The sequence below is a fragment of the Arthrobacter sp. SLBN-83 genome, from assembly GCF_006715285.1.
Lineage (GTDB): Bacteria > Actinomycetota > Actinomycetes > Actinomycetales > Micrococcaceae > Arthrobacter.
This window is the reverse complement of the sequence record NZ_VFMX01000001.1, coordinates 619,798-639,997: the sequence shown is the minus strand read 5'-3', so window position 1 is coordinate 639,997 and position 20,200 is coordinate 619,798. Positions and strand designations below refer to the sequence as shown.

Genomic DNA, 20,200 nt, shown 5'->3' with positions numbered 1-20,200 from the left:
CGTTCGTCGCCGGGGCGGTGCCGTTCGCCGCATGGCCGGGCGCCGCGCCGCCGTCGGCCGCTTTGTGGATGGCCCGCGTTGGTAGGGTGCCCATGGCAGAAGTGTGAGAACTCTCAAGGAGGAGACATGGCCGGAGTGCCTGACCAGCGGAAGAACGGATCACGGGCGGAGGGCGGCGGGCTGGCCACAGACCCGGATCTTCCCCCGCCCGCCGTGGACGAGGCCCGGCTCGAGGCCGAGGACCGGAAATGGACCCCGGCCAAGATCGCACTCTGGGCCGCCATTGCCCTGCTGGGCGGCGTTGCGTGGTTCATGCTGGCGATCGTCCGCGGTGAAACCGTCAATGCCATCTGGTTCGTCTTCGCCTCCGTGTGCACGTACCTCATCGGCTACCGCTTCTACTCCAAGGTGATCGAGCGGTACATCACCAAGCCGGACGACCGCCGCGCCACCCCGGCCGAGTACAAGGCTGACGGCAAGGACTACGTCCGCACGGACCGCAACGTGCTGTTCGGCCACCACTTTGCCGCCATCGCCGGCGCCGGCCCGCTGGTGGGCCCGGTCATCGCAGCCCAAATGGGTTACCTTCCCGGCACCATCTGGATCATCGTCGGCGTCGTCCTCGCCGGCGCCGTCCAGGACTACCTGGTGATGTTCTTCTCCATGCGCCGCGGCGGCCGCTCCCTGGGCCAGATGGCCCGCGAGGAGCTCGGCGTCATCGGCGGCACGGCCGCACTCATTGCCACCCTGCTCATCATGGTGATTATCGTGGCCATCCTGGCACTCGTCGTCGTCAATGCCCTGGGTGAAAGCCCGTGGGGCGTGTTCTCCGTGGGCATGACCATCCCCATCGCCCTGTTCATGGGTGTCTACCTCCGCTACCTGCGCCCCGGCAAGGTCATGGAGGTCTCGATCATCGGCTTCGTCCTGCTGATGGCCGCCATTATTGGCGGCGGCCTGGTGGCCCAGACCGAGTGGGGCGCCGCCGTGTTCCACCTGGACAAGGTGACCATCGCCTGGGGCCTGATCATCTACGGTTTCATCGCCGCGATCCTGCCGGTCTGGCTGCTGCTCGCCCCGCGCGACTACCTCTCCACCTTCATGAAGATCGGCGTGATCGTGATGCTGGCGCTGGCCATCATCGTGGTCCGGCCCGAAGTCACTGTCCCGGCCTTCAGCGAGTTTGCCGGCCGGGAAAACGGGCCCGTGTTCTCCGGCGCGTTGTTCCCCTTCCTGTTTGTCACCATCGCCTGCGGCGCCCTGTCCGGGTTCCATGCCCTGATCTCCTCCGGCACCACCCCCAAGCTGGTGGAAAAGGAACGGCAGACCCGGTACATCGGCTACGGCGGCATGCTGATGGAATCCTTCGTGGCCATCATGGCCCTGGTAGCCGCCATCTCGATCGACCGCGGCCTCTACTTCGCCATGAACGCCCCCACTGCCCTCACCGGCGGAACCGTTGAAACCGCGGCCACCTGGGTCAACAGCCTGGGCCTGGCCGGGGTCAACATCAGCCCGGACCTGTTGGCTGAGACGGCACGGAACGTGGGCGAGCAAAGCATCGTGTCCCGCACCGGCGGCGCCCCCACGCTGGCCGTGGGCCTGGCGCACATCATGCACCAGTTCGTCGGCGGCACGGCGCTGATGGGCTTCTGGTACCACTTCGCCATCATGTTCGAGGCACTCTTCATCCTCACCGCTGTGGACGCCGGCACCCGTGTTGCCCGGTTCATGCTGCAGGATTCCATCGGCAACTTCGTCCCCAAGTTCAAGGAAGCCTCCTGGCGTCCCGGGGCCTGGCTCTGCACCGCCATCATGGTCCTTGCCTGGGGCGCCGTGCTGCTGATGGGCGTTACCGACCCGCTGGGCGGCATCAACACCCTGTTCCCGCTGTTCGGCATCGCCAACCAGTTGCTGGCCGCCATCGCGCTGGCCGTGTGCCTGGCCATCGTCGCCAAGCGCGGTACCTTCAAGTACCTCTGGATCGTGGCCCTGCCGCTGGCCTTCGCCGCGGTGGTGACCATCACCGCCAGCTACCAGAAGATCTTCTCGCCCGTCCCGGCGGTGGGGTACTTCGCCAACAACGCAGCGTTCAGCAAGGCCTTGGCGGACGGCAAGACCGAGTTCGGCACCGCCAAGTCCGTGGCCGCGATGGAGGCCGTGGTCCGCAACACCGCCATCCAGGGCTGGTTGTCCGTGATCTTCGTGGTGCTCAGCATCATCGTGATTGCGACGGCGGTACTCGCCACGGTCAAGGCCTTCCGCGACAGGGCGGCCGGGATAGCCACCATGGACAACGAGGACCCGTTCGTTCCGTCGCGCGTCTTCGCCCCCGCGGGGCTGGTGCCCACCACCGCGGAACGTGAACTGGCCGCCGAGTGGGAGAAAGTGCCCGCCGACGCCCGGCTGGAACGGGCCGGGCACTGATGAGCAGCGGCATCGCCCTGGTGGCCAGCGGGTTCCGCGGCTTCGCCCGCTACCTGGGCGGCGTCATGGGCGCCGACGCCTACGCCAAGTACCTGGAGCACCACAGGGCGGCCGGGCACCAGGAGGCGCCCCTGACCGAACGGGAGTTCTGGCGGGACCGCGCGGACCGCCAGGACAGCAACCCCCAGGGCAGGTGCTGCTGATTGTGCCCGCAGCGGACAAGCCCGCCAGGAGGCTTCCTGGCGGGCCCCGGGCGGATAGGCCGTGAGAGTATGAACGCATGAGCGATCCCAAAGACACTCAGGCAGCTGAGGACCTCCCGGTAGAAGGCACCCCCGTTGACGACGCAGAGGAATCCATGCAGGATCCGTCCGCCGGGGACGGCAAACCCCGGGGCAGTAACCTGCAGGACCTGGTGGACGAGCCGGCCAAGGTGATGCGGATCGGCACCATGATCCGCCAGCTCCTCGAAGAGGTGAAGTCCGCTCCGCTGGATGACGCGGCACGCGGCCGGCTCGCGGCAATCCACGAACGCTCCATTAAGGAGCTCGAGGACGGCCTGGCGCCGGAGCTCGTGGCGGAACTGGACAGGATCAGCCTGCCCTTCTCCGACGAAGCCACACCCTCGGACGCGGAGCTCCGGATCGCCCAGGCCCAGCTGGTCGGCTGGCTCGAGGGCCTCTTCCACGGTATCCAGACCGCCATCGCGGCCCAGCATGCCGCCCAGCAGCAGGCCGCCGCGCAAATGCAGCTGCGCCAGTTGCCGCCCGGCACCATGATTGCGCCCGGCGTCGTGATTGGTGAGAACGGTGAGCCGCAGCGGGCACCGGCCGGCGCCCGCCCCGGGGCCCCGTCGCGGCCAAGCCCCCGTGATGAACCGGACCACGGTCCGGGGCAGTACCTCTAAGGTTCCGCTTGGGCTTTTTCAGCGCCGCCCGGCAAGGGCGCAAGGATGATGCGGAACTGGGCAAGGGGTTGTGGCGACGCGCCCACGACCGCTTCCACAGGGGACTGGACCGCTTCCACCAGGTGCTTGAGGGCGTGGAGGATGACCAGCTGTACGCCGAGCTGGTGGAGATTGCGAACGAACTCGCCGCCCTGTTGCAGCGGGTGCGTGCGGTGTGCATGGAGGCGCAGCGGCGTTCGCCCAGTGAAGGCCTGGACATACCTGTTGCCCTCGCCAATGTGCACCGGTCGCTGTCCAAGGCCGGAAACTCGCTGGCCACCACGGCCGAAGCTGCAGCGATGCTTCGGCTCGCCGTCGGTCCCGTGCCCGTAGGAGCAGCGTCCGTGCGGCGCCGTGCCGAGGCCGTCTTCCAGCAGGTTGACGACGCCGAGAGGCAGCTTCGCGGGGAATAGCCAGCGGACGGCGTTGGGCGGCGGCCTGAAATATTCCCAAATCTCTTGGAAATTTTGGTGTTACGCGACTGGCTGACAAGGCGCGGATCGAGCCCGTTCCGGGGCTCTGTTTTGGCAGGATGAAAGCATGACTCTTTCACCTACCTTGACTTTCAACGACGGAAACACGATTCCCCAGCTCGGCTACGGTGTGTGGCAGGTTGAGGACGACGTGGCTGAAAAGGTTGTCCGCCAGGCTTTCGAGGCCGGCTTCCGCCACATCGATACGGCCAAGATCTACGGCAACGAGGCCGGCGTGGGCCGCGCCATCGCCAGCTCAGGCCTCTCCCCGGAACAGATCTTCATCACCACCAAGCTGTGGAACGCGGACCAGGGCTACGAGTCAACCCTCGCCGCCTTCGAGGAATCCATGGACCGGCTTGGCCTGGAGACGCTGGACCTCTACCTGATCCACTGGATGCAGCCCAAGCAGGACAAGTACGTTGACACCTGGAAGGCGCTGATCGAGCTTCAGAAGCGCGGACGGGTCAAGTCCATCGGCGTCTCCAACTTCACCGTGGAGGGCCTGCAGCGCATCATCGACGAAACGGGCGTGGTTCCGGCCATCCACCAGATCGAACTGCACCCTTACTTCAACCAGGGTGAGCTGCGCGAGTTCGGAGCCTCCAAGGGCATCCTGACCCAGGCATGGTCCCCGCTGGGCCAGGGCGGCGAGCTGCTGAACGACCCCACCATCGCGTCCATCGCCGACAAGCACCAGGCCACACCCGCCCAGGTGGTCATTGCCTGGCACCTGGCGATCGGCAACGTGGTCATCCCCAAGTCCGTGACCGAGTCGCGCATCAAGGAGAACTTCGCCGCGCTTGAGGTGTCCCTGGACGCCGAGGACGTTGAGGCCATCAACAAGCTGGACCGCACCGCCAGCGGCGAAGGCCGCATCGGAGCCGATCCCGCGGTCTCCGACTTCGCCTAACCAGCGACGCGGGGAGCCGGCCCAACAAGGCCTGCGGACTCCCGTCAAACAACGTCAGCCCGCGCTGCCGGCAATCGCCTGGCAGCGCGGGCTGATGGTTTTAAACCAGGGCCAGTGAGCCAGCTCTACCTGGCAGCGCCTTGGGTGGGACGCCCTAGGCAGCGACCTGGATGTGCTCCACCACGACGGCGTCCACGACGGCCCAGTTGTCCTCGCCGTGGCAGTGCCGGCAGGCGAAGCGCTCAGCCTCTTCGAGCGTCTCGAAGACCTCGGACCGGGCCCGGCCACAATCGGCGTCGAAGTACGTTACGTGAAATTCCTGTACAGCTTGGTTTTCCATAAATCCAGTGTGCAACCGGGGTCTGACATTCTTAGGAACCAGCCTCCGCGTGTTGTGGATGGGGACCGGTCCCGGCCCGCACCTTCAGCGTGAGGGCCGCCAGTGCCAGCATTCCCAGCCCGGCCCAGACGAGCGTTCCGCTCCAGATTTCGGGGGAGAAGCTAAGGGAACCGTCCCGGAGCGCCGCGCCGGCGAAATAGGGCGCCCAAAAAACGACTGGGGAGAGACCTGCCGCAGTCATCAGCCTGCCGGGCCGGTCCGGCGCCGGCCGCACCACCACCCACACCACTCCCACCAGGACCGCACCGGCAAGGGCCACCGGCACCAGCCAGGCGTCCCGCAGCGCCACCATGACCTGGAGGGCTGCCGAAGGGACAAATGTCATTGCCGCGGGGACCATGGGGTGCAGGCGCCACCGCAGTGACAGCAGCAGGACGGGAGCAAAGAGCACCACCGTCGAGACCAGGAAGGTCGCCAGCGAGATCATGATGCCGGCCGACGTTGGGCCCGTCACCGTAGGTTGCGTTCCCGCTGCGTTGGTGTAGGTCTGGACGAGCCCGTGGCGGGCGAAGACGGCGAATTCCTGGAGGATGAACGCCGCCACCATCCCGGCGAGCATGGCGCTGGCGAATGCCGGCACCAGTCGGGGCCAGGGCCGCCCGGGTGACTGCCATGCGGCCGAGAACGGGGCGCCGAGGATAAGGAATCCGCCCGTGGCAAGTCCAAGATGGGACGGGCTGAACAGTGCGCTGATGTTTTGCTCGATGCCAAGCACCGAATGCCAGGCGAAGTCTCCCATCCCGGAGGCCAGGAAGATGGCGACTCCGGCCGCCGCAGCCCCGTAGCCCGCAGGGACCGCTTCAACCCACCGCGTGCCGGGTGCGTGCCGGCGCCACGTCAGGGAGGCGATCCAGACGGCGCAGGCCGCGAAACCCGAGTACAGGACGGCGTGCCATGGCGTGAAGAACGTCTCGAGGTTGCGGAGATTGTTGTGGGCCCAGCCATCAACATAGGTTCCAATGAGGAGCCAGACACCGGCCGCGAGGGTGATGGCGTCCTCGAGGGCCGTGGTGGGGCGGTGAACTGCTGCCGGCGGAATCGCAAAGGCATGGGCTGCTGCGGCATCCATAGCTCCAGAGTAGGTCTCCTGAACGGCCTGCGGGAGGGGGACCGATAGGTGCTTTGTGCGGGTCTCAGTTACTGCGCAGCCGAAGCACGCGTTCCTGTGCCAGCACGGCGGTGCGGCTGGCTTTGTCTGCCGCCCGGGCCGCCTGCTTCGCTTCCGCGGATGTCGCCGCAAGCTTCTTGCGCGATCGCTCCAGGCTATCCTCGGCGGCTTTGAGCCTGCTCCGCAGCTCAACCGTCTCCTGCTGGAGTTCCGCGATTTCCGTCCTCGCCTGCTCCTCCTGGTCCTGCAGTTCGCCGGCAAGCCGTACGGCCTCCTCTTCGGCGGACTGGGCTTCGGCAAGGGCCGCCTTTGCCTTTTCCAGCGCCGGTGGCGAGGCTGGCCGGGGCGTCTGCCGCACTGCCTCAAGCCGCGGCCTGGTGGGTTTTGGCTGGGAGGCGGGTTCCGGCGTCGTCCGTTTCTTCGCTGCTGTTGCTGCCTGTGCCTTCGGTGCAGAGGAGGGAGTGCCGGCGGGGCGGTTGGACGGCGCCGCAGGAAGCAGCCCGGGGAGGGCCACCGCCCCATCCAGGTCGACGTCATTGACGCCGTCGGCGGACAGGACCTTCAGCAGCCGGCCACTGCCGACGGCGTTGGCCGCACCCGCGTCTGCTGTCAGGGCCCGAAGGGTCTCCTCGACGTCCGAGGCCATCGCGTCACTGATGGAACGGCCCTGCTCCCGGGCAACGGACCGCGCAGTGTCGACGGCGTCAGCCAGCATAGTGCGCCGCTCCCGGCCCAGTTCCCGGAGGGCGGGGGCGTCCAGCGACTCCTGCGCGGCCCGCATGCGCGCCCCGAGGTCGCCGAGCGCGTCCAGGACGTCCGGCCGGTGCCGCGCCAGCATGTTCAGGGCCCAAGCAGCTACGGACGGCTTGGGCAGGCCGCGGACCGCTGCAGCCAGTCCCTTGTCCTGGCGCGCAACCTCCTTGGCGGCGGCGGCCCGGGACGCGACGAAGTCGTCCAACGGCCCGGCATAGAGCCGATCCGCGATGTCCGCCAGGGCTTCGTCTTCCATGCCGCAATCTTAGGTGCCGGGAGGGTGAGGGTCTTGAAGGTTCCCCCGCCCTTTCCGGGGCAAGACGTCCGCCATCATGCAGCGGCCGGGGCACCCTGTTACTCGCCCGCCGGGAGGGGTATGTTGCACGAATGGACGATTCATATCAGGTCATCGTGGTTGGCGGCGGTTTTGCCGGAAAGACGGCGGCTGAGGAGTTAGGCCGCAAGGGCGTCCGGGTGTTGCTGCTCGATGCCAACAATTACCAGCAGTTCCAGCCGCTCCTTTACCAGGTGGCTGCATCCCAGATTGGCGTCTCGGCGGTCACCCGGCCGCTCCGGTCCGAGTTCCGCAGGATCAACAATGTCCGCGTCCTGACGGCGGAGGTGACCGCCATCGACGCGGCCAGCCGCACCGTCACTACCGCAGACGGTGCCAGTTACCGGTCCCGGGTCCTGGTCATTGCCACTGGCGCGGTGCCGAACTTCTTCAATACGCCGGGCGCTGATGAGCATGCCTACCCGCTGTATTCGGTGGCGGACGCAACGCGGCTCAGCGCCGCGATAACAGCGGTGATGGACGAGGCCGACCGGGAACCATCGGTTGACGCAGACGTGATCGTGGTGGGTGGTGGCCCAACCGGGGTGGAGACAGCAGGTGCATTGGCGGAAAACGTCAAGTACCTTGTGCCGAAGTACTTCTCGCCGGGACTGGCTGCCCGGTGTCACGTGCACTTGGTGGACATGGTCCCCAACGTGCTGGCTGCTTTTTCCGAAAAGTCCCAGGCGTACGCGCGGGACCGGCTGACGAAACTGGGCGTTCAGTTGCACATGGGGACGGCGGTGGGTGAAGTCAGGCCTGACGGGGTGACCCTCAAGGACGGGACGGTTATTCCGGCCCGGATCGTTGTGTGGGCCGGCGGCCTGCAGGCGGGGCGGATCATCACTGAGTCCGGCCTGAAGCAGGGCAGGGGCGGCCGGGTGGACGTACAGCCCGACCTGACAGCCCCCGACCTCGAAGGTGTCTACGTCCTGGGCGACTCCGCGAACATTGTTGACGCTGACGGAAACAAGCTGCCGCAGCTTGGATCCGTGGCACAGCAATCGGGCAAGTGGGCGGCCCGCAACATCTACGCAGACCTTACCGGCGGTGTCCGGGAGCCCTTCCGCTATTGGGACAAGGGCTACATGGCCATGGTGGGACGCGGCGCAGCCGTAGCGGAACTGGGCCGGCGGCGCCTGCAGCTGCAGGGCCCGCTGGCGTTCGTTTCGTGGCTGGCAGTTCACCTTGCCCTGCTGCCCGGCTTCCAGCAGAAAGTCCGGGCCTTGTTCTCCTGGGCCAATGGCTATGTGACCCACAGCCCGGCACAGGTGGTGGTGGGCAGGCCGGACTAGCCGAAACTTACCAGGCGGCCGGCGGTGGTCCACCCTGTTGCCTCATAGGGGGCGGCAGCGTCCGGCTCGACCACCATGTGCAGGTACTCGGCGCCGTGGAGGAAGGCCTCCTCTGCCATGGCGGCGAACAGCCCGCGCTCAAACGTCTGCTTTTCCGGGCCTTCCGGGACTTCCGTGATGGCCACCGCGGCGAAGTCATCCCGCACCTGGACACGGCCCCGGGCCACCGGGCGGTCAAAGACGGTGATTTCGACGGCGTCATAGGTTTCCATGGGTGCCAGGGCCACCTGGGAGTTATCAGGGAGTTCCACTCCCGTGTTCAGTTCGGCCGTGGGGGCCATGAGCAGGACCCTCTCGGACACCCGGGTGAGACCGCCCGGGGCCAGGTCCCGGGTAGTTCCGGGGTCAGCGCAAAGCAGGGTCAGGCCCGCACCCTTACCCGCTGCCTTGGCGGCAAGCTCCTCAGCATCCCCGCCTGCCCATACCGTCACGTACTCCTGTCCTTGGGGCGCCTCTCCTGTGCCTCCCTCGACAACGAAGCCGGCGTCCATCGCTTCTGCGGAGCGTCCCTGGAGGTCCGCCCAGGCAGGGATCCATCCGATGGCAGGAGTGTTGTGCTGTTCCGGCATGAGCAATTCCTAACGTTTGGCTGCGGCCGGACCCCGGTCCAGCCGCCGGTTGCTGGGCAGGGCTTCCCTGTCAACGTATCGGATCGGCACGCACCCCGCCACCAGCCCAGGGGGCGCTCACGGCAGGTGGGTGAAGGACATCCCGGCTGCCAGCAGCTTGTCCAGCGCCTGCTTTACGCCTTCCGCCGTTCCGCCATTGGGATGGTTGCCGTGGCAGATGACCACGTCGCCTGCCCGGGCCCTTCCCACCTCTTTGGCGACGACGGCGGCTGGGAACGTTGCGCCGCCGTCGCCATTGATGCTGAAGCCAGCGGCTTTCACTCCCAACGCGCCGAGGATGTCCACGGCGACGTCGTCCATGTAGGCGGTGCCCGGGCGGAAGTATCTGGGACGCTTGCCCGTGATGGCGGCCACGACGCCGTCGTTCGGCATGACCTCGTCATAGACCTCGCCGGCGTTCTTTGTGCCTGGGATTCCGTAGGCGGTGTTGCCGGTGGTGGACAGCGGCTTGTGCGAGGTCCCGTGGTTGGCAACTTCAAAAAGCGGATCAGTTGCCAGTTGCCGGGCCATGGCGGGATTGGCCGTGATCCACCTCGAATTCAGGAAGAGCGTGGCCGGAACGTGGCGCTGGCGCAGGGTGTCCAGGAGCGCCTGATCGTAGGCGCTGCCGCCGGAGCCGCCGCAAAAGTCGAAGGTGAGGGCGATACCCTGCGCGCCGGGCGGCAGCCGCGTCAGGACGCCCGGAGCCTCCAAACCCCAGTAGCGGGCTTGGTGCTTGCTGTAGGTGTCGACGATCTGCGCGCGTGAAGGTAAGGGCGGCGCCGATGGCATGGCAGGCGCAGGTGCAGGTTCGTCACCGTCGGGCCCTGTGTTCATCACCGGGGAGGAAACGCCAGCTGAATCGCCGTCTTCCGGCGGCGTTCCTTGCGGTGCGGACTCATGGTTCGGATGCGGCTGCAGGTCCGGCACGGCGGCTGAAAGTGTCAGCATGGCTGCTAACAGGACTGCCCTCCGGCCGGGGCCTTTGCCGTCCTGGCCCAGGTGCCGGGGCGCGTTCGGTTCCAACCTTAGGCCTCCCGCCGCGACCAGGCAGGGACGGCCCCACGGCTGCCTACTGCGCGGCAGCCAGGGGTGGCACGCAGCGTACGGCTGCAGCCTGCCGAGTAGGCGTAGGCGTTGGCGCAAGCCGTTGCGCGCGGAATGGCAGCCTGAAAGCGGGGAGTCACTCCGGGAGGATACCTTGGCCGCCTTGCCGTTTCCTGAACCTTGACGGGTAGCCGGAGCGGCGGGCTTAACAAACCGCCGTGCAAGGGCAATCCGTCACCGCTATCCGACGTGGATACCGGGACGGCGCCGGGGCTCCGGTTCGTTGCGCCGGATGATTTCGCGCACCACCGGCGGAGTATCGCCCTGGCCAAGGAGCAGGTAGCGCATCAGGTGTGCCAGCGGGTTGCCTTCGGACCATTCGAAGTATGCATGTGGGATCACACCTGTGGCATCCCGCAGTGCCAGCAGGATGGCTGCGATGGCATTGGGCGCGGCCGGGCTCTGTACACGGAGCACCCTGTGATGGCCCACCTCGACGCCCCTGACCGCCAGGACCTTGCTGAATCCAGAGGGGTCGGTGACGTCAATCTCCAGGAAGATGACGTCGGCCGTCCAGGGTGTTGGGTTGCTGTCCTCCTGGTCTGCCGTCTTCTGGTCATATTCGGCGACGTCGCGCGCCTGCGGTTTGTTCGCTATCAGGGTCAGGCGTCCGTCGTAGTCCAGGGACGCCTTGATGAACCGGCGCGCAACCGCATCGAATTCGATCCTGTCGACGCGGAGTTCGGTGGTCCTGCTGACCCTTGACACCAGTGACACGGTGATGATCCCGAGGATGAAGAAGGCCGAGATGGTGATGCCGTCCGGCTTTTCGAGCACATTCGCGGCCAGTGCATAGAGCATCACCAGTGTCAGCACGGTGAAGCCGGTCGCGGCTCCGCGGTGTTTCCTGTGGAGGGCCGAGATTGTCACGGCGACGGCGCCGGAAACCATCATGACCAGAATTCCCGTTGCATAGGCGCCGGCTTGGGCATTGACATCTGCCTTGAACCCGATGGTGATGAGGATGCTGACCGTGGTGTAAACCAGCACCACCGGCCGGACCGCCCGCGTCCATTCCGGAGCCATGCCGTAGGACGGAAGGTAGCGCGGCACGATGTTGATCAGCCCAGCCATCGCCGACGCCCCGGCGAACCAGAGGATAAGGATGCTGCTGATGTCATACACGGACCCAAAGCCGCTGCCCAGGCGTTCGTGGGCCAGGTAGGCAAGGGCGCGGCCATTGGCTGCCCCGCCCGGTTGGAAAGCCTCGTGGGGGATAAGGACAGTTGTCACGAAGCTGCTGCCGATCAGGTAAACGCTCATGATCAGCGCCGCAGTGGTGAGCAGTTTCCGCGTGTTTCGGATGCGCCCCTGCAGTTTGTCTTCGCCCGTGGCACCCGCGGATGCGATCAATGGCATCATGCTGACGCCTGTTTCGAATCCCGATAGCCCCAGGACCAGCAAGGGAAAGGCCAGGAGCGCGGGACCTGCTATGCCGCCAAGGCCCGTCCCTTGAGCCGCCAGTGTCCCGTTCCAGGAACTCAACAGCCTGGGATCAGCGATGACATCGACCATGCCTGACCCGATAACGATGGCGTTCAGCAGGAGGAAGACCCCCACAAGCGGTATGGCGACGGCGACAGCCTCCGAGAAACCGAGCAGGAACACTCCGCCAAGGATCACCAGCAGCAGCACGGTTATGGGTACAGCCTGGCCCTTGAGGACCGGTGGAAGGAAGGGATTTTCGAGCAGGTGGACGGTGGCGTCCGCTGCGGAAAGCGTGATGGTGATAATCCAGGACGTCGCCACGAACCCGAGCAGGACCAGGACAAAGATCTTGCCGCGCCAGAACGGCAGGAGCTTTTCCAGCATGGCCACGGAACCCTGGCCGTGGGGACTTTCAGCTGCCACCCTGCGATACATGGGCAGCATGCCCAAAAGAGTCAGGGCGACGATGAGCAGCGTCGCCAGCGGAGACAGTGCGCCGGCAGCAAGGGCCGCGATTCCCGGCAGATAGGACAGGGTGGAAAAGTAGTCGACGCCGGTCAGGCACATGACCTTCCACCAGCTTTGTTGTCCGTGTTCCTGTTCCGGTGCCTCGAGGCCTTCAGGTTGGTGAACGCGGTTCTCAAGCAGCCAACGGACCAAGGGGTTGCGTGGCGCTGCCTCCTGCGAAGGGCGGGGAACACTTTCCGGTATGGAGTGCTGGATAGAGGACGTCACGGGAGTCTCCCCTCTGCTGGTCCCGCCACAGGCCGCAGCCCCGGGCTGGGGAAGCCGATGCCCGTAATCCGGGAGCGTAGCACCGGCGCCGTACAGGGGGCGGATTGGCGGAAGTATCTTGACGCTTTCTTAACGCCTGGCCTTTACCTGGCCACCCCGCCGCCGGTTGTCCACGGGATCCGTCCGGAGATTGAGACTTAAGGCCCTGTGCCCTCCCGCGGTGCCGCCGTTAACTAATGGGTTGGGGCGGGCGGAGTGCCCGCCGCAGAGCTTGGGCTCTGCTCGTTAGACAGGGAGAACAGCAGCCGGCCATGAATCTCAAAGACCGTTGGGGCCGCCTCGACCCGGCCACCAGGAAGTGGTTGACCGACAACCCGGGATGCCAGACGCTGCCCAGGACGATTGCCGCGGTAATTTCCAAGGAAACGGGGGAGAACCCCGAAACGGGGCAGCACGGTGAAGCAGCCATATCCCGCGAGGACCAGGCGTTTATCCGGTCCAAAGCGGACACTTCACCAGGAGCCTACGGAGACCGTTAACCAGCGAAAAACCCCGGAAACCCCTGAATCCAGGGGCTGTCCGGGGTTTATCCCGAGCTTCCTATCAGAATCGAACTGATGACCTTTTCATTACGAGTGAAACGCTCTACCGACTGAGCTAAGGAAGCACCGCACGAAATCCCCGGCGGAACCGGGCGCCTCATGCAAGAGTCAACTGTAATGGAGTCTGCGCGCCCCGGTCAAAATGGGCCGTGCAGCGGCTGCCGGGTGGTCAGCAGACCGTATTGTCGGCCGGAAGCTTGCCGCCCACCAGGTAGTTGTCCACCGAATCCTCGAGGCAGCTGTTGGCCCGTCCGTAGGCGGTGTGTCCTTCTCCCTTCCACGTCAGCAGCGAGGCGTTGCCCAGCTGCTTGCGCAGCGAGGCTGCCCAGTCAACGGGGGTGGCGGGGTCACCGGTGGTGCCGATGACCACGATAGGGGAGTCCCCGGTGTATTCCACCGGTGCCGGGGTGCGGAGGTTCTTGTAGGGCCAGTCCGCGCAGGTGGTGCCGCCGTAGGCAAAGAAGTAGCCGAGGGTGGGGGAGTCCTGTTCCAGCCGCTTCTCTTCGGCGCGCATGCCAGCGGCATCCGAAACCATGGGGTAGTCAAGGCAGTTGATCGCGTTGAAGGCGAACGTTGAATTGGAGGTGTATTTTCCGTCGGAACCACGGTCGGCGCCCAGGTCGGCCAGCCGGAGCATGAGGCTCACGTCTCCGGACATCGCCGCCTCCAGCGCCTGCGTGAGGGCCGGCCAGCTTTGGTCGTTGTAGAGCGGGGTGATCAGGCCGCTGACGAACATGGTGGCGTTGACCAGGCGACCGTCCTTGGCAGTGCGGGGAGTCTGCTGCACCGCGTTGATCAGGTCCCGGATCTGCTGTACTCCGGAGTCGACATCGCCGCTCAGGGGGCACTTGCCCTGCTTCTGGCAACTGGCGACGTAGCTGTGGAGCGCTTTTTCAAACGCGCGGGCCTGGCCGCTGGTCAGGTCCTCGTTGCTGATGGACGGGTCCAAAGCCCCATCAAGGACCATGCGGCCCACGTTGTCCGGGAAGAGCGAAGCGTAGGTGGAGCCCAGGAACGTGCCGTAGGAGTAGCCGAGGTAGTTCAGCTTGGTGTCGTTCACCACGGCCCGGAGTACGTCCAGGTCCTTGGCGGCGCTGACGGTATCGATGTGGCCCAGGACCGGGCCGGTCTGCGCCGCGCACTGGTCAGCGATCGCCTTGTTGTCAGCTAGCGCCGCGGCCAGGCCGGAGTCGGTTTCGAGGGCATAGATCTTGGCCCTGGCAGCGTCGCGTTCAGCGTCGGTCATGCAGGTTACGGGAGCGGAGCGCTTGACGCCGCGCGGATCAAAGCCGACGAGGTCGTAGGCGTTGCGTACGCCAGCCGAAAAGTGGGTTGCGGCTGCGTCCTTGATGAAGTCGTAGCCGGAGGCACCCGGGCCGCCGGGGTTGACCAGGAGGCTGCCGGTTTTCTTGCCCGTGCTTGAAGCCCGAATGGCAGCAAGTTGGATGGTGTCTCCGCCGGGATTGGCGTAGTCCATGGGGACGGTCACCTTGGCGCACTGGAATTCCCCTTCGCAGGGCTGCCACACGACTTCCTGGGAGTAGAACTTCTCCAGTCCCGCGGGGGCCGAAGCCACGATTGAGGGGTCGGCCTTGGCCGTGGCCGCCTCCGGGGGGTTCTTGTCGCCGCCGTTGAGCAGACTGCACGAGGCCAGGACCATGGCCAGGGCCATTGCTCCCGCGGCGCGGACGGCTACCGCCAGGGACCTGTGGCGTGCGGACAGGGGGCGGGCAGTCATCGGGTCTCCTTGGAGGGCTGGATCAGGCTGGCCGCCATGGACTCGATGGTCAGCAGCGGGGCAACGTTGGTGGTGGTGATGCGTTCGCGGGCTTTGTTGATGGCGTCCATGCGGGCCAGGGTGGTTTCAGGAGTGCTGCGGGCGGCGAACTCTTCCAGCTCACTCCTCAGCTCAACGTTAACCAGTTCCACGGCGTTCCCCAGCTGGATGATCAGCACGTCCCGGTAGAAGGACAGTAAATCGGTAAGCGTACGGTCCAGGGAATCCGTAATGGATCTCTTGGCCCGCCGTTTCTGGTCGTCCTCGAGCTGCTTCAGCTGGCTGCGCATGGCCGGGGGCAGCGTGCCCGATTCGGGCGCTCCCAGCGTTGCGAGGAGGGCGGCCTTCTCCGCTGCGTCCCGTTCCTCGTTGGAGCTGTTGGCCTCGGCGGTGGCGATCTTCACCAGCTTGTCCGCCATCATGACCGCGGCTGTAACGCCGCGGAGGCCAAGTGGAAAGCGGACCGTTTCCAGCCGGCGTTCCCTTGCCGCTGGATCCCTTGCCAGCCGGCGGGCAATGCCCACATGGCTTTGCGCTGCCCGTGCTGCCTGCTCCGCAAGGGCAGGGTCCACGCCGTCACGCCGCACCAGCAGGGCTGCAACATCCGAGGCCGGCGGCAGCCGCAAAGCGACACTCCGGCAGCGGGAGCGGATGGTGACCAGGACATCGGCAGGGGACGGCGCGCAAAGCATCCAGATAGTCCGCGGCGTGGGTTCCTCGATGGCTTTGAGCAGCACGTTGGTGGTCCGCTCGGCCATGCGGTCGGCATCCTCAACGACGATGATCCGCCAGCGCCCCGACGACGGCCGGTTGCCTGCCGCGGCCACCAGTTCCCGGGCCTCATCAATGGTGATGGTGACTTTTTCGGTGCGCACGAACGTGACATCTGAATGGGTTTCGCCCAGGATCGTGTGGCATGCCTGGCACTGCCCGCAGCCACGGAGGCTGACGTCTTCCTGGTCGCAGTTCAGTGCGGCGGCGAAGGCCTTGGCGGCGTTGGAGCGGCCGGAGCCCGGCGGCCCGGTGAACAGCCAGGCGTGCGTCAGGCTTTCGCCGCTTGCGGCCTGGCGCAATTGTTCGACGACGGCGGGCTGGCCCTGGAGGTCATCCCAGACGGTCACGCCCCACCGCCGTCGCCCGCTGCTTTGGGTGCCGCTGCTTCAGCCAGTTGCGGCGCGAGAGCATGCGCTGCCGCTGGGGCCGGCGCATCAAGCAAGGTTTCCACCCGGGCGAGAATCTGCGCCGCCAGGTCATCGACCGGCAGATGGGCAGGGAGGACCAGATACGACCCAGGGCGGCCCGCGGCGAGGTCCAGGAAGGCGCTCCGGATCCGGGTGTGGAACTCGTCAGCCTCGGATTCGAGGCGGTCTTCGGCTGCTTGGCCCGCAGTGCGGCGCCGGCGGCCAAGCTGGGGATCCACATCCAAAAGAACGGTGAGGTGTGGCTGCAGGCCGGAGGTGGCCCACTCGTTCAGGGACTGGACGGCGTCCTGGCCGAGGTTGCGGCCGGCCCCCTGGTAGGCCACCGAAGAGTCGATGTACCGGTCGGTCAGCACAATCTCGCCGCGGCCGAGCGCCGGGCGGATCACCTGGGTGGCGTGGGCGGCGCGGGAAGCGGCGAAAATGAGGGCTTCCGTGTGGGCATCAATTTCGCCATTGCCGTGGTCCAGTACCAGGGAGCGCAATTTCTCCCCGATGCGGGTGCCACCGGGCTCACGGGTCCGCAGCACGGTGTACCCCCGGGATTCCAGCGCGGCCGCAAGACGGGCCGCCTGGGTGGACTTGCCGGCGCCATCGCCACCTTCGAACGCGATGAATAATCCGGCCTTCTGTTTGTTCACTTCTTAAGCCTACCGAGGCAAGCGGACATTTCCGGCCTCGAGCCAGTGCCTGTGCAGGACAGGTGGAGAGGACGCCGTCCACAATTCGTCACTGCTTGGCCGCGGATCAATCAGGAACAGTACGCTTTTCACCATGAGTCTTTCCGAGCACCAGACCGCGTCCCTGTCACCCGAGACCGTGGTGGTGGCGGCCGGGCGGCCGCCGCGGGAAAGGGACCAGCCGGTCAATCCTCCCATTACCCTTTCCTCCACGTATTTCGGCACCGGCCCCCTGGGTGATGGCGACCGGGGGTACGGCCGCTATTCCAACCCCACTTGGGACCCCTTCGAGGAGGCGCTGGGACAGCTTGAAGGATCCGCACTGCCCGGCCTGCTGTACGCATCGGGACTCGCGGCGGTCAGTTCCGCGCTGTCGCTGATTCCCGCGGGGGGTGTGCTGGTCATGCCCAACCACAGCTACTCCGGCTCGCTGGTGATGGCCTCCGAGCTGGCCGAAAAGGGCTTCATCGAGCTCCGGACTGTCGATATTGCCGATACCGATGCAGTGAAGGACGCGCTGGCACCCAAGGGACCGTCCGCGAAGGCAGCGGCCATGCTGTGGCTCGAAAGCCCCACCAACCCGATGCTCGGAATCGCCGACATGTCCGCCGTCGCGGAGGCTGCCCATGCCGGCGGCGCGATCGTCGTTACGGATAACACCTTCTCCACCCCCTTGGTGCAGCAGCCCCTGTTGCTGGGGTCCGACGTCGTCCTCCACTCGGTGACCAAGTACCTGGCCGGGCATTCGGACGTCGTCCTCGGCGCGCTGGTCACCTCCAACCCGGAGATCCGTGCCACGCTCCTCCACCACCGCATCATCCACGGTGCCATCGCCGGTCCCTTCGAAGCGTGGCTGGCACTGCGCGGCCTGCGGACCCTTGCGCTGCGTGTGGAGCGGTCCCAGGAGTCAGCCCTGGTCCTGGCGGAGCGCCTTGCCGCGCACCCGGCCATCGAATCCATCCGGTTCCCCGGCCTCAGTACGGATCCGGGGCACGTCCGTGCCAAGGAGCAGATGAAGGGGTTCGGCTCCATCATTTGCATCCAGGTGGCGCCTTCCGCAGGCCTCAGCGGCGCCGATGCTGCGGACAAACTGGTGCAGGCCCTGGAACTCTGGCTGCCTGCCACGTCCCTGGGCGGGGTGGAATCCCTCATCGAGCGCCGGCGCCGGCATTCGGCCGAACCCACCAGCGTGCCGGAGAACCTGGTGCGCCTGAGCGTAGGGGTGGAAAACGTTGAGGACCTCTGGGCTGACCTAAAGCAGGCGCTGGACACGCTGGACGGCTAGGCTGGGCTTGTGGACGGTCGAATAATCATTGCGTACGTAGAGCAGGCAGTGTTCTTCCTCCTTGGCCTGGTGGCCCTGGGGCTGGAACTGTGGGCGTTTGTGGACTGCCTCCGCCACCGGCCCAACGCCTTCGAAGCCACCGGCAAGCGGACCAAGACCTTCTGGCTCGCCCTCACTGGCGGTGCAACCGCCGTGGGCCTCATCTCGCTGCTCGGCGCGGGTGGAGGCATCTTCAGCACCCTCGGCCTGTTCGGGCTCGCCGCTGTCGTGGCAGCCTCCGTCTACCTGGCCGATGTCCGGCCCGCGGTGAAGGACGCCGGCCGGGGCGGCAGCCGCAACATGGGTCCCTACGGCCCCTGGTGATCCAGGGGCGCCACGGCCTCCCAGTCCACCGTCAGCTCACCGAGCCGCCATCTGGCCGGTCCGTCCTGAACTGGCCATCCCGCGCCGCGCAGGCTTCGGCACATGCCCACCCAGCGCTGTCGGTTGCCAAATGACCCCAGCGGAGCGCTCTCAAGCCACGCCCGGTCCATTGCCTGCATGAAAGTGTGAACCGGTTCGCCGGGGACGTTTCGGTGGATCAATGCCTTGGGCAGCCGCTCGGCGACGTCGGAGGGCAGGTCGAAGCTCCCGAACCGGACGGAAATGCTGAGGGAAAGCGGGCGGTGCCGGTCCAGCGCCACCCACGTCACCCACCGCCCGATCTCGTCACACGTGCCGTCGATGAACAGGCCGTCCGGAGCCAGCCGGTCCTGCACCAGCCGCCAAATGCCCGCAACGTCAGCCTCCTCGTACTGCCGCAGCACGTTGAAGGCCCGGACCAGGACAGGGCGCCCGGGAACAGGCAGCTCAAAGCCGCCCACGTGGAACGTCAGTCCGGGACGCTCCAGCGGAAGGGCTGCCCGGACGCGCTCCGGCTCAATTTCGATCCCGCAGACGCGCACGTCGGGCCGGACAACGGCGAGCCTTTCATAAAGTTCGACGGCGGTGGCCGGCGTTGCGCCATAGCCCAGGTCCACGACGAGCGGCTCGGTTGCCCTCCTCAGCCGCCACGCCTGCGGTCCCGCCAGCCAGCGGTCCACACGGCGCATCCGGTTGGGGTTGGTGGTGCCGCGGGTCACGTTGCCCACCGGCCGCCCCTGCCTAATGGCGGAGGACCTGCCGGAAAGTTGCGGGGCATTGACCCGTTCAGCCTTTTGAACCACCGCACAACCCTATCTTCGCCGGCGGCCGTGTGCGGCGCCTTTTGCGGCCGCCTTGTAACGCTGGGCGGGCGGCAACACTGCTCGGCTAGGATGAAAATCATGACTTACAAGCTGATTCTGCTGCGCCACGGCCACAGCGAATGGAACGCCAAGAACCTGTTCACCGGCTGGGTGGACGTTGACCTGAACGACCAGGGCCGCGCGGAAGCAGCGCGCGGAGGTGAGCTGCTGGTAGAGAACAACATCCTCCCGGACGTGCTCTACACCTCCCTGTTGAAGAGGGCCATCAACACGGCCAACATCGCCCTGGACAAGGCGGATCGCGGCTGGATCCCGGTCAAGCGCGACTGGCGCCTGAACGAACGCCACTACGGTGCGCTGCAGGGCAAGGACAAGGCCCAGACCCTGGCCGAGTTCGGCGAGGAGCAGTTCATGGAATGGCGCCGCTCTTACGACACCCCGCCGCCGCCCCTGCCCGATGACTCCGAGTTCTCGCAGGCCCACGATCCCCGTTACGCGGACTTGGGCGACGCCCTCCCGCGCACCGAGTGCCTGAAGGACGTCCTGGTGCGGCTCCTGCCCTACTGGGAATCGGACATTAAGGAAGACCTCAAGGCCGGCAAGACGGTGTTGGTCACCGCTCACGGCAACTCGCTCCGCGCGCTGGTCAAGCACCTGGACGGCATCAGCGACGAGGCAATCGCCGGACTGAACATCCCCACCGGCATCCCGCTGGTGTACGACCTCGACGAGAACTTCCAGCCGATCAAGCCCGGCGGCACCTACCTCGATCCCGAGGCCGCCGAGCAAGCCATCCTTGCCGTCGCCAATCAGGGCAAGAATTAGGGCGTTAACGCATACGACG

The 20,200-nt window shown here is 66.3% G+C and carries 20 protein-coding genes and 1 tRNA gene; 10 read left to right on the top strand and 11 right to left on the bottom strand.

The window, feature by feature from the left end; all coding sequences use genetic code 11:
- Positions 1-126: 126 nt before the first annotated feature.
- The 5 genes from FBY30_RS02815 (at position 127) to FBY30_RS02795 (ending at position 4,759) form a co-directional block, all read left to right on the top strand.
- Positions 127-2,427: a carbon starvation CstA family protein gene (locus tag FBY30_RS02815; protein ID WP_200830624.1), complete on the top strand. Its 2,301-nt coding sequence runs from the start codon at positions 127-129 to the stop codon at positions 2,425-2,427.
- Positions 2,427-2,630 (top strand): YbdD/YjiX family protein, encoded by a 204-nt coding sequence (locus tag FBY30_RS02810; protein ID WP_142131146.1) that lies wholly within the window; start codon positions 2,427-2,429, stop codon positions 2,628-2,630. The genes FBY30_RS02815 and FBY30_RS02810 overlap by 1 nt, the downstream gene beginning before the upstream one ends.
- A 77-nt stretch (positions 2,631-2,707) precedes the next feature.
- Complete coding sequence (locus FBY30_RS02805) at positions 2,708-3,334, top strand: bacterial proteasome activator family protein (RefSeq protein WP_142131145.1); 627 nt, start codon at positions 2,708-2,710, stop codon at positions 3,332-3,334.
- A gap of 8 nt (positions 3,335-3,342) precedes the next feature.
- The gene (locus FBY30_RS02800; protein WP_142131144.1) at positions 3,343-3,786 is read left to right on the top strand and encodes a hypothetical protein; all 444 of its coding nucleotides are present in this window, start codon (positions 3,343-3,345) and stop codon (positions 3,784-3,786) included.
- A 127-nt stretch (positions 3,787-3,913) separates the two neighbouring features.
- Entirely contained in the window at positions 3,914-4,759 is an 846-nt protein-coding gene (locus tag FBY30_RS02795; RefSeq protein WP_142131143.1) for an aldo/keto reductase, read from the top strand.
- Positions 4,760-4,913: 154 nt separating this feature from the next.
- Here the strand turns inward: FBY30_RS02795 and FBY30_RS02790 are convergent, their stop codons facing one another.
- The 3 genes from FBY30_RS02790 to FBY30_RS02780 all read right to left on the bottom strand — a co-directional run bounded on the left by FBY30_RS02790 (position 4,914) and on the right by FBY30_RS02780 (position 7,276).
- Positions 4,914-5,099 (bottom strand): hypothetical protein, encoded by a 186-nt coding sequence (locus FBY30_RS02790; protein WP_142131142.1) that lies wholly within the window; start codon positions 5,097-5,099, stop codon positions 4,914-4,916.
- A gap of 31 nt (positions 5,100-5,130) precedes the next feature.
- A complete protein-coding gene (locus FBY30_RS02785) occupies positions 5,131-6,228 on the bottom strand; it encodes a hypothetical protein (RefSeq protein ID WP_142131141.1) in 1,098 nt (365 codons plus the stop codon).
- A 64-nt stretch (positions 6,229-6,292) separates the two neighbouring features.
- On the bottom strand, positions 6,293-7,276 hold the full coding sequence (locus FBY30_RS02780; RefSeq protein ID WP_142131140.1) for a hypothetical protein: 984 nt from the start codon (positions 7,274-7,276) through the stop codon (positions 6,293-6,295).
- A 131-nt stretch (positions 7,277-7,407) separates the two neighbouring features.
- Here FBY30_RS02780 and FBY30_RS02775 point away from each other — a divergent pair, with 131 nt between their 5' ends.
- Entirely contained in the window at positions 7,408-8,649 is a 1,242-nt protein-coding gene (locus FBY30_RS02775; protein ID WP_142131139.1) for an NAD(P)/FAD-dependent oxidoreductase, read from the top strand.
- Here the strand turns inward: FBY30_RS02775 and FBY30_RS02770 are convergent.
- From FBY30_RS02770 to FBY30_RS02760, 3 genes are all read right to left on the bottom strand, one after another.
- Positions 8,646-9,278, bottom strand: coding sequence for a hypothetical protein (locus tag FBY30_RS02770; RefSeq protein ID WP_142131138.1), 633 nt, complete (start codon positions 9,276-9,278; stop codon positions 8,646-8,648). The genes FBY30_RS02775 and FBY30_RS02770 overlap by 4 nt on opposite strands.
- Before the next feature lie 117 nt (positions 9,279-9,395).
- Positions 9,396-10,268 (bottom strand): polysaccharide deacetylase family protein, encoded by an 873-nt coding sequence (locus FBY30_RS02765; protein WP_235009310.1) that lies wholly within the window; start codon positions 10,266-10,268, stop codon positions 9,396-9,398.
- Positions 10,269-10,604: 336 nt separating this feature from the next.
- Entirely contained in the window at positions 10,605-12,587 is a 1,983-nt protein-coding gene (locus FBY30_RS02760; RefSeq protein ID WP_142131137.1) for an APC family permease, read from the bottom strand.
- A 311-nt stretch (positions 12,588-12,898) separates the two neighbouring features.
- Between FBY30_RS02760 and FBY30_RS02755 the strand changes: the two genes are divergently transcribed.
- Positions 12,899-13,126 carry a hypothetical protein gene (locus tag FBY30_RS02755; protein ID WP_142131136.1) on the top strand — a complete coding sequence of 76 codons (228 nt, stop codon included), beginning with the start codon at positions 12,899-12,901 and terminating at the stop codon, positions 13,124-13,126.
- A gap of 55 nt (positions 13,127-13,181) precedes the next feature.
- Here FBY30_RS02755 and FBY30_RS02750 read toward each other — a convergent pair.
- From FBY30_RS02750 to tmk, 4 genes are all read right to left on the bottom strand, one after another.
- A tRNA-Thr gene (locus tag FBY30_RS02750) sits at positions 13,182-13,254 on the bottom strand.
- A 104-nt stretch (positions 13,255-13,358) separates the two neighbouring features.
- On the bottom strand, positions 13,359-14,927 hold the full coding sequence (locus FBY30_RS02745) for an alpha/beta hydrolase (RefSeq protein WP_142131135.1): 1,569 nt from the start codon (positions 14,925-14,927) through the stop codon (positions 13,359-13,361).
- Positions 14,924-16,087 carry a DNA polymerase III subunit delta' gene (locus tag FBY30_RS02740; protein WP_142131134.1) on the bottom strand — a complete coding sequence of 388 codons (1,164 nt, stop codon included), beginning with the start codon at positions 16,085-16,087 and terminating at the stop codon, positions 14,924-14,926. Before FBY30_RS02740 ends, FBY30_RS02745 begins: the two co-directional genes overlap by 4 nt.
- A complete protein-coding gene (tmk, locus tag FBY30_RS02735; protein ID WP_142131133.1) occupies positions 16,084-16,806 on the bottom strand; it encodes a dTMP kinase in 723 nt (240 codons plus the stop codon). The genes FBY30_RS02740 and tmk overlap by 4 nt, the downstream gene beginning before the upstream one ends.
- Before the next feature lie 133 nt (positions 16,807-16,939).
- Here tmk and FBY30_RS02730 point away from each other — a divergent pair, with 133 nt between their 5' ends.
- Together FBY30_RS02730 and FBY30_RS02725 are read left to right on the top strand one after the other, a co-directional pair.
- Positions 16,940-18,130 carry a trans-sulfuration enzyme family protein gene (locus FBY30_RS02730; RefSeq protein ID WP_142131132.1) on the top strand — a complete coding sequence of 397 codons (1,191 nt, stop codon included), beginning with the start codon at positions 16,940-16,942 and terminating at the stop codon, positions 18,128-18,130.
- A gap of 9 nt (positions 18,131-18,139) precedes the next feature.
- Positions 18,140-18,493: a DUF2516 family protein gene (locus FBY30_RS02725; protein WP_142131131.1), complete on the top strand. Its 354-nt coding sequence runs from the start codon at positions 18,140-18,142 to the stop codon at positions 18,491-18,493.
- Here FBY30_RS02725 and FBY30_RS02720 read toward each other — a convergent pair.
- On the bottom strand, positions 18,478-19,335 hold the full coding sequence (locus FBY30_RS02720; protein WP_142131130.1) for a class I SAM-dependent methyltransferase: 858 nt from the start codon (positions 19,333-19,335) through the stop codon (positions 18,478-18,480). The two genes, FBY30_RS02725 and FBY30_RS02720, sit on opposite strands and share 16 nt — an antisense overlap.
- A 99-nt stretch (positions 19,336-19,434) precedes the next feature.
- Here FBY30_RS02720 and FBY30_RS02715 point away from each other — a divergent pair, with 99 nt between their 5' ends.
- A complete protein-coding gene (locus FBY30_RS02715) occupies positions 19,435-20,181 on the top strand; it encodes a phosphoglyceromutase (protein ID WP_142131129.1) in 747 nt (248 codons plus the stop codon).
- The last annotated feature ends 19 nt before the right edge of the window (positions 20,182-20,200 follow it).

Bases quoted from the DNA above. Each gene is read 5' to 3' on its own strand.
- FBY30_RS02815 (WP_200830624.1), top strand. From the start codon at position 127: ATGGCCGGAGTGCCTGACCAGCGGAAGAACGGATCACGGGCGGAGGGC.
- FBY30_RS02810 (WP_142131146.1), top strand. From the start codon at position 2,427: ATGAGCAGCGGCATCGCCCTGGTGGCCAGCGGGTTCCGCGGCTTCGCC.
- FBY30_RS02805 (WP_142131145.1), top strand. From the start codon at position 2,708: ATGAGCGATCCCAAAGACACTCAGGCAGCTGAGGACCTCCCGGTAGAA.
- FBY30_RS02795 (WP_142131143.1), top strand. From the start codon at position 3,914: ATGACTCTTTCACCTACCTTGACTTTCAACGACGGAAACACGATTCCC.
- FBY30_RS02790 (WP_142131142.1), bottom strand. From the start codon at position 5,099: ATGGAAAACCAAGCTGTACAGGAATTTCACGTAACGTACTTCGACGCC.
- FBY30_RS02785 (WP_142131141.1), bottom strand. From the start codon at position 6,228: ATGGATGCCGCAGCAGCCCATGCCTTTGCGATTCCGCCGGCAGCAGTT.
- FBY30_RS02780 (WP_142131140.1), bottom strand. From the start codon at position 7,276: ATGGAAGACGAAGCCCTGGCGGACATCGCGGATCGGCTCTATGCCGGG.
- FBY30_RS02775 (WP_142131139.1), top strand. From the start codon at position 7,408: ATGGACGATTCATATCAGGTCATCGTGGTTGGCGGCGGTTTTGCCGGA.
- FBY30_RS02770 (WP_142131138.1), bottom strand. From the start codon at position 9,278: ATGCCGGAACAGCACAACACTCCTGCCATCGGATGGATCCCTGCCTGG.
- FBY30_RS02765 (WP_235009310.1), bottom strand. From the start codon at position 10,268: ATGCTGACACTTTCAGCCGCCGTGCCGGACCTGCAGCCGCATCCGAAC.
- FBY30_RS02755 (WP_142131136.1), top strand. From the start codon at position 12,899: ATGAATCTCAAAGACCGTTGGGGCCGCCTCGACCCGGCCACCAGGAAG.
- FBY30_RS02745 (WP_142131135.1), bottom strand. From the start codon at position 14,927: ATGACTGCCCGCCCCCTGTCCGCACGCCACAGGTCCCTGGCGGTAGCC.
- FBY30_RS02730 (WP_142131132.1), top strand. From the start codon at position 16,940: ATGAGTCTTTCCGAGCACCAGACCGCGTCCCTGTCACCCGAGACCGTG.
- FBY30_RS02715 (WP_142131129.1), top strand. From the start codon at position 19,435: ATGACTTACAAGCTGATTCTGCTGCGCCACGGCCACAGCGAATGGAAC.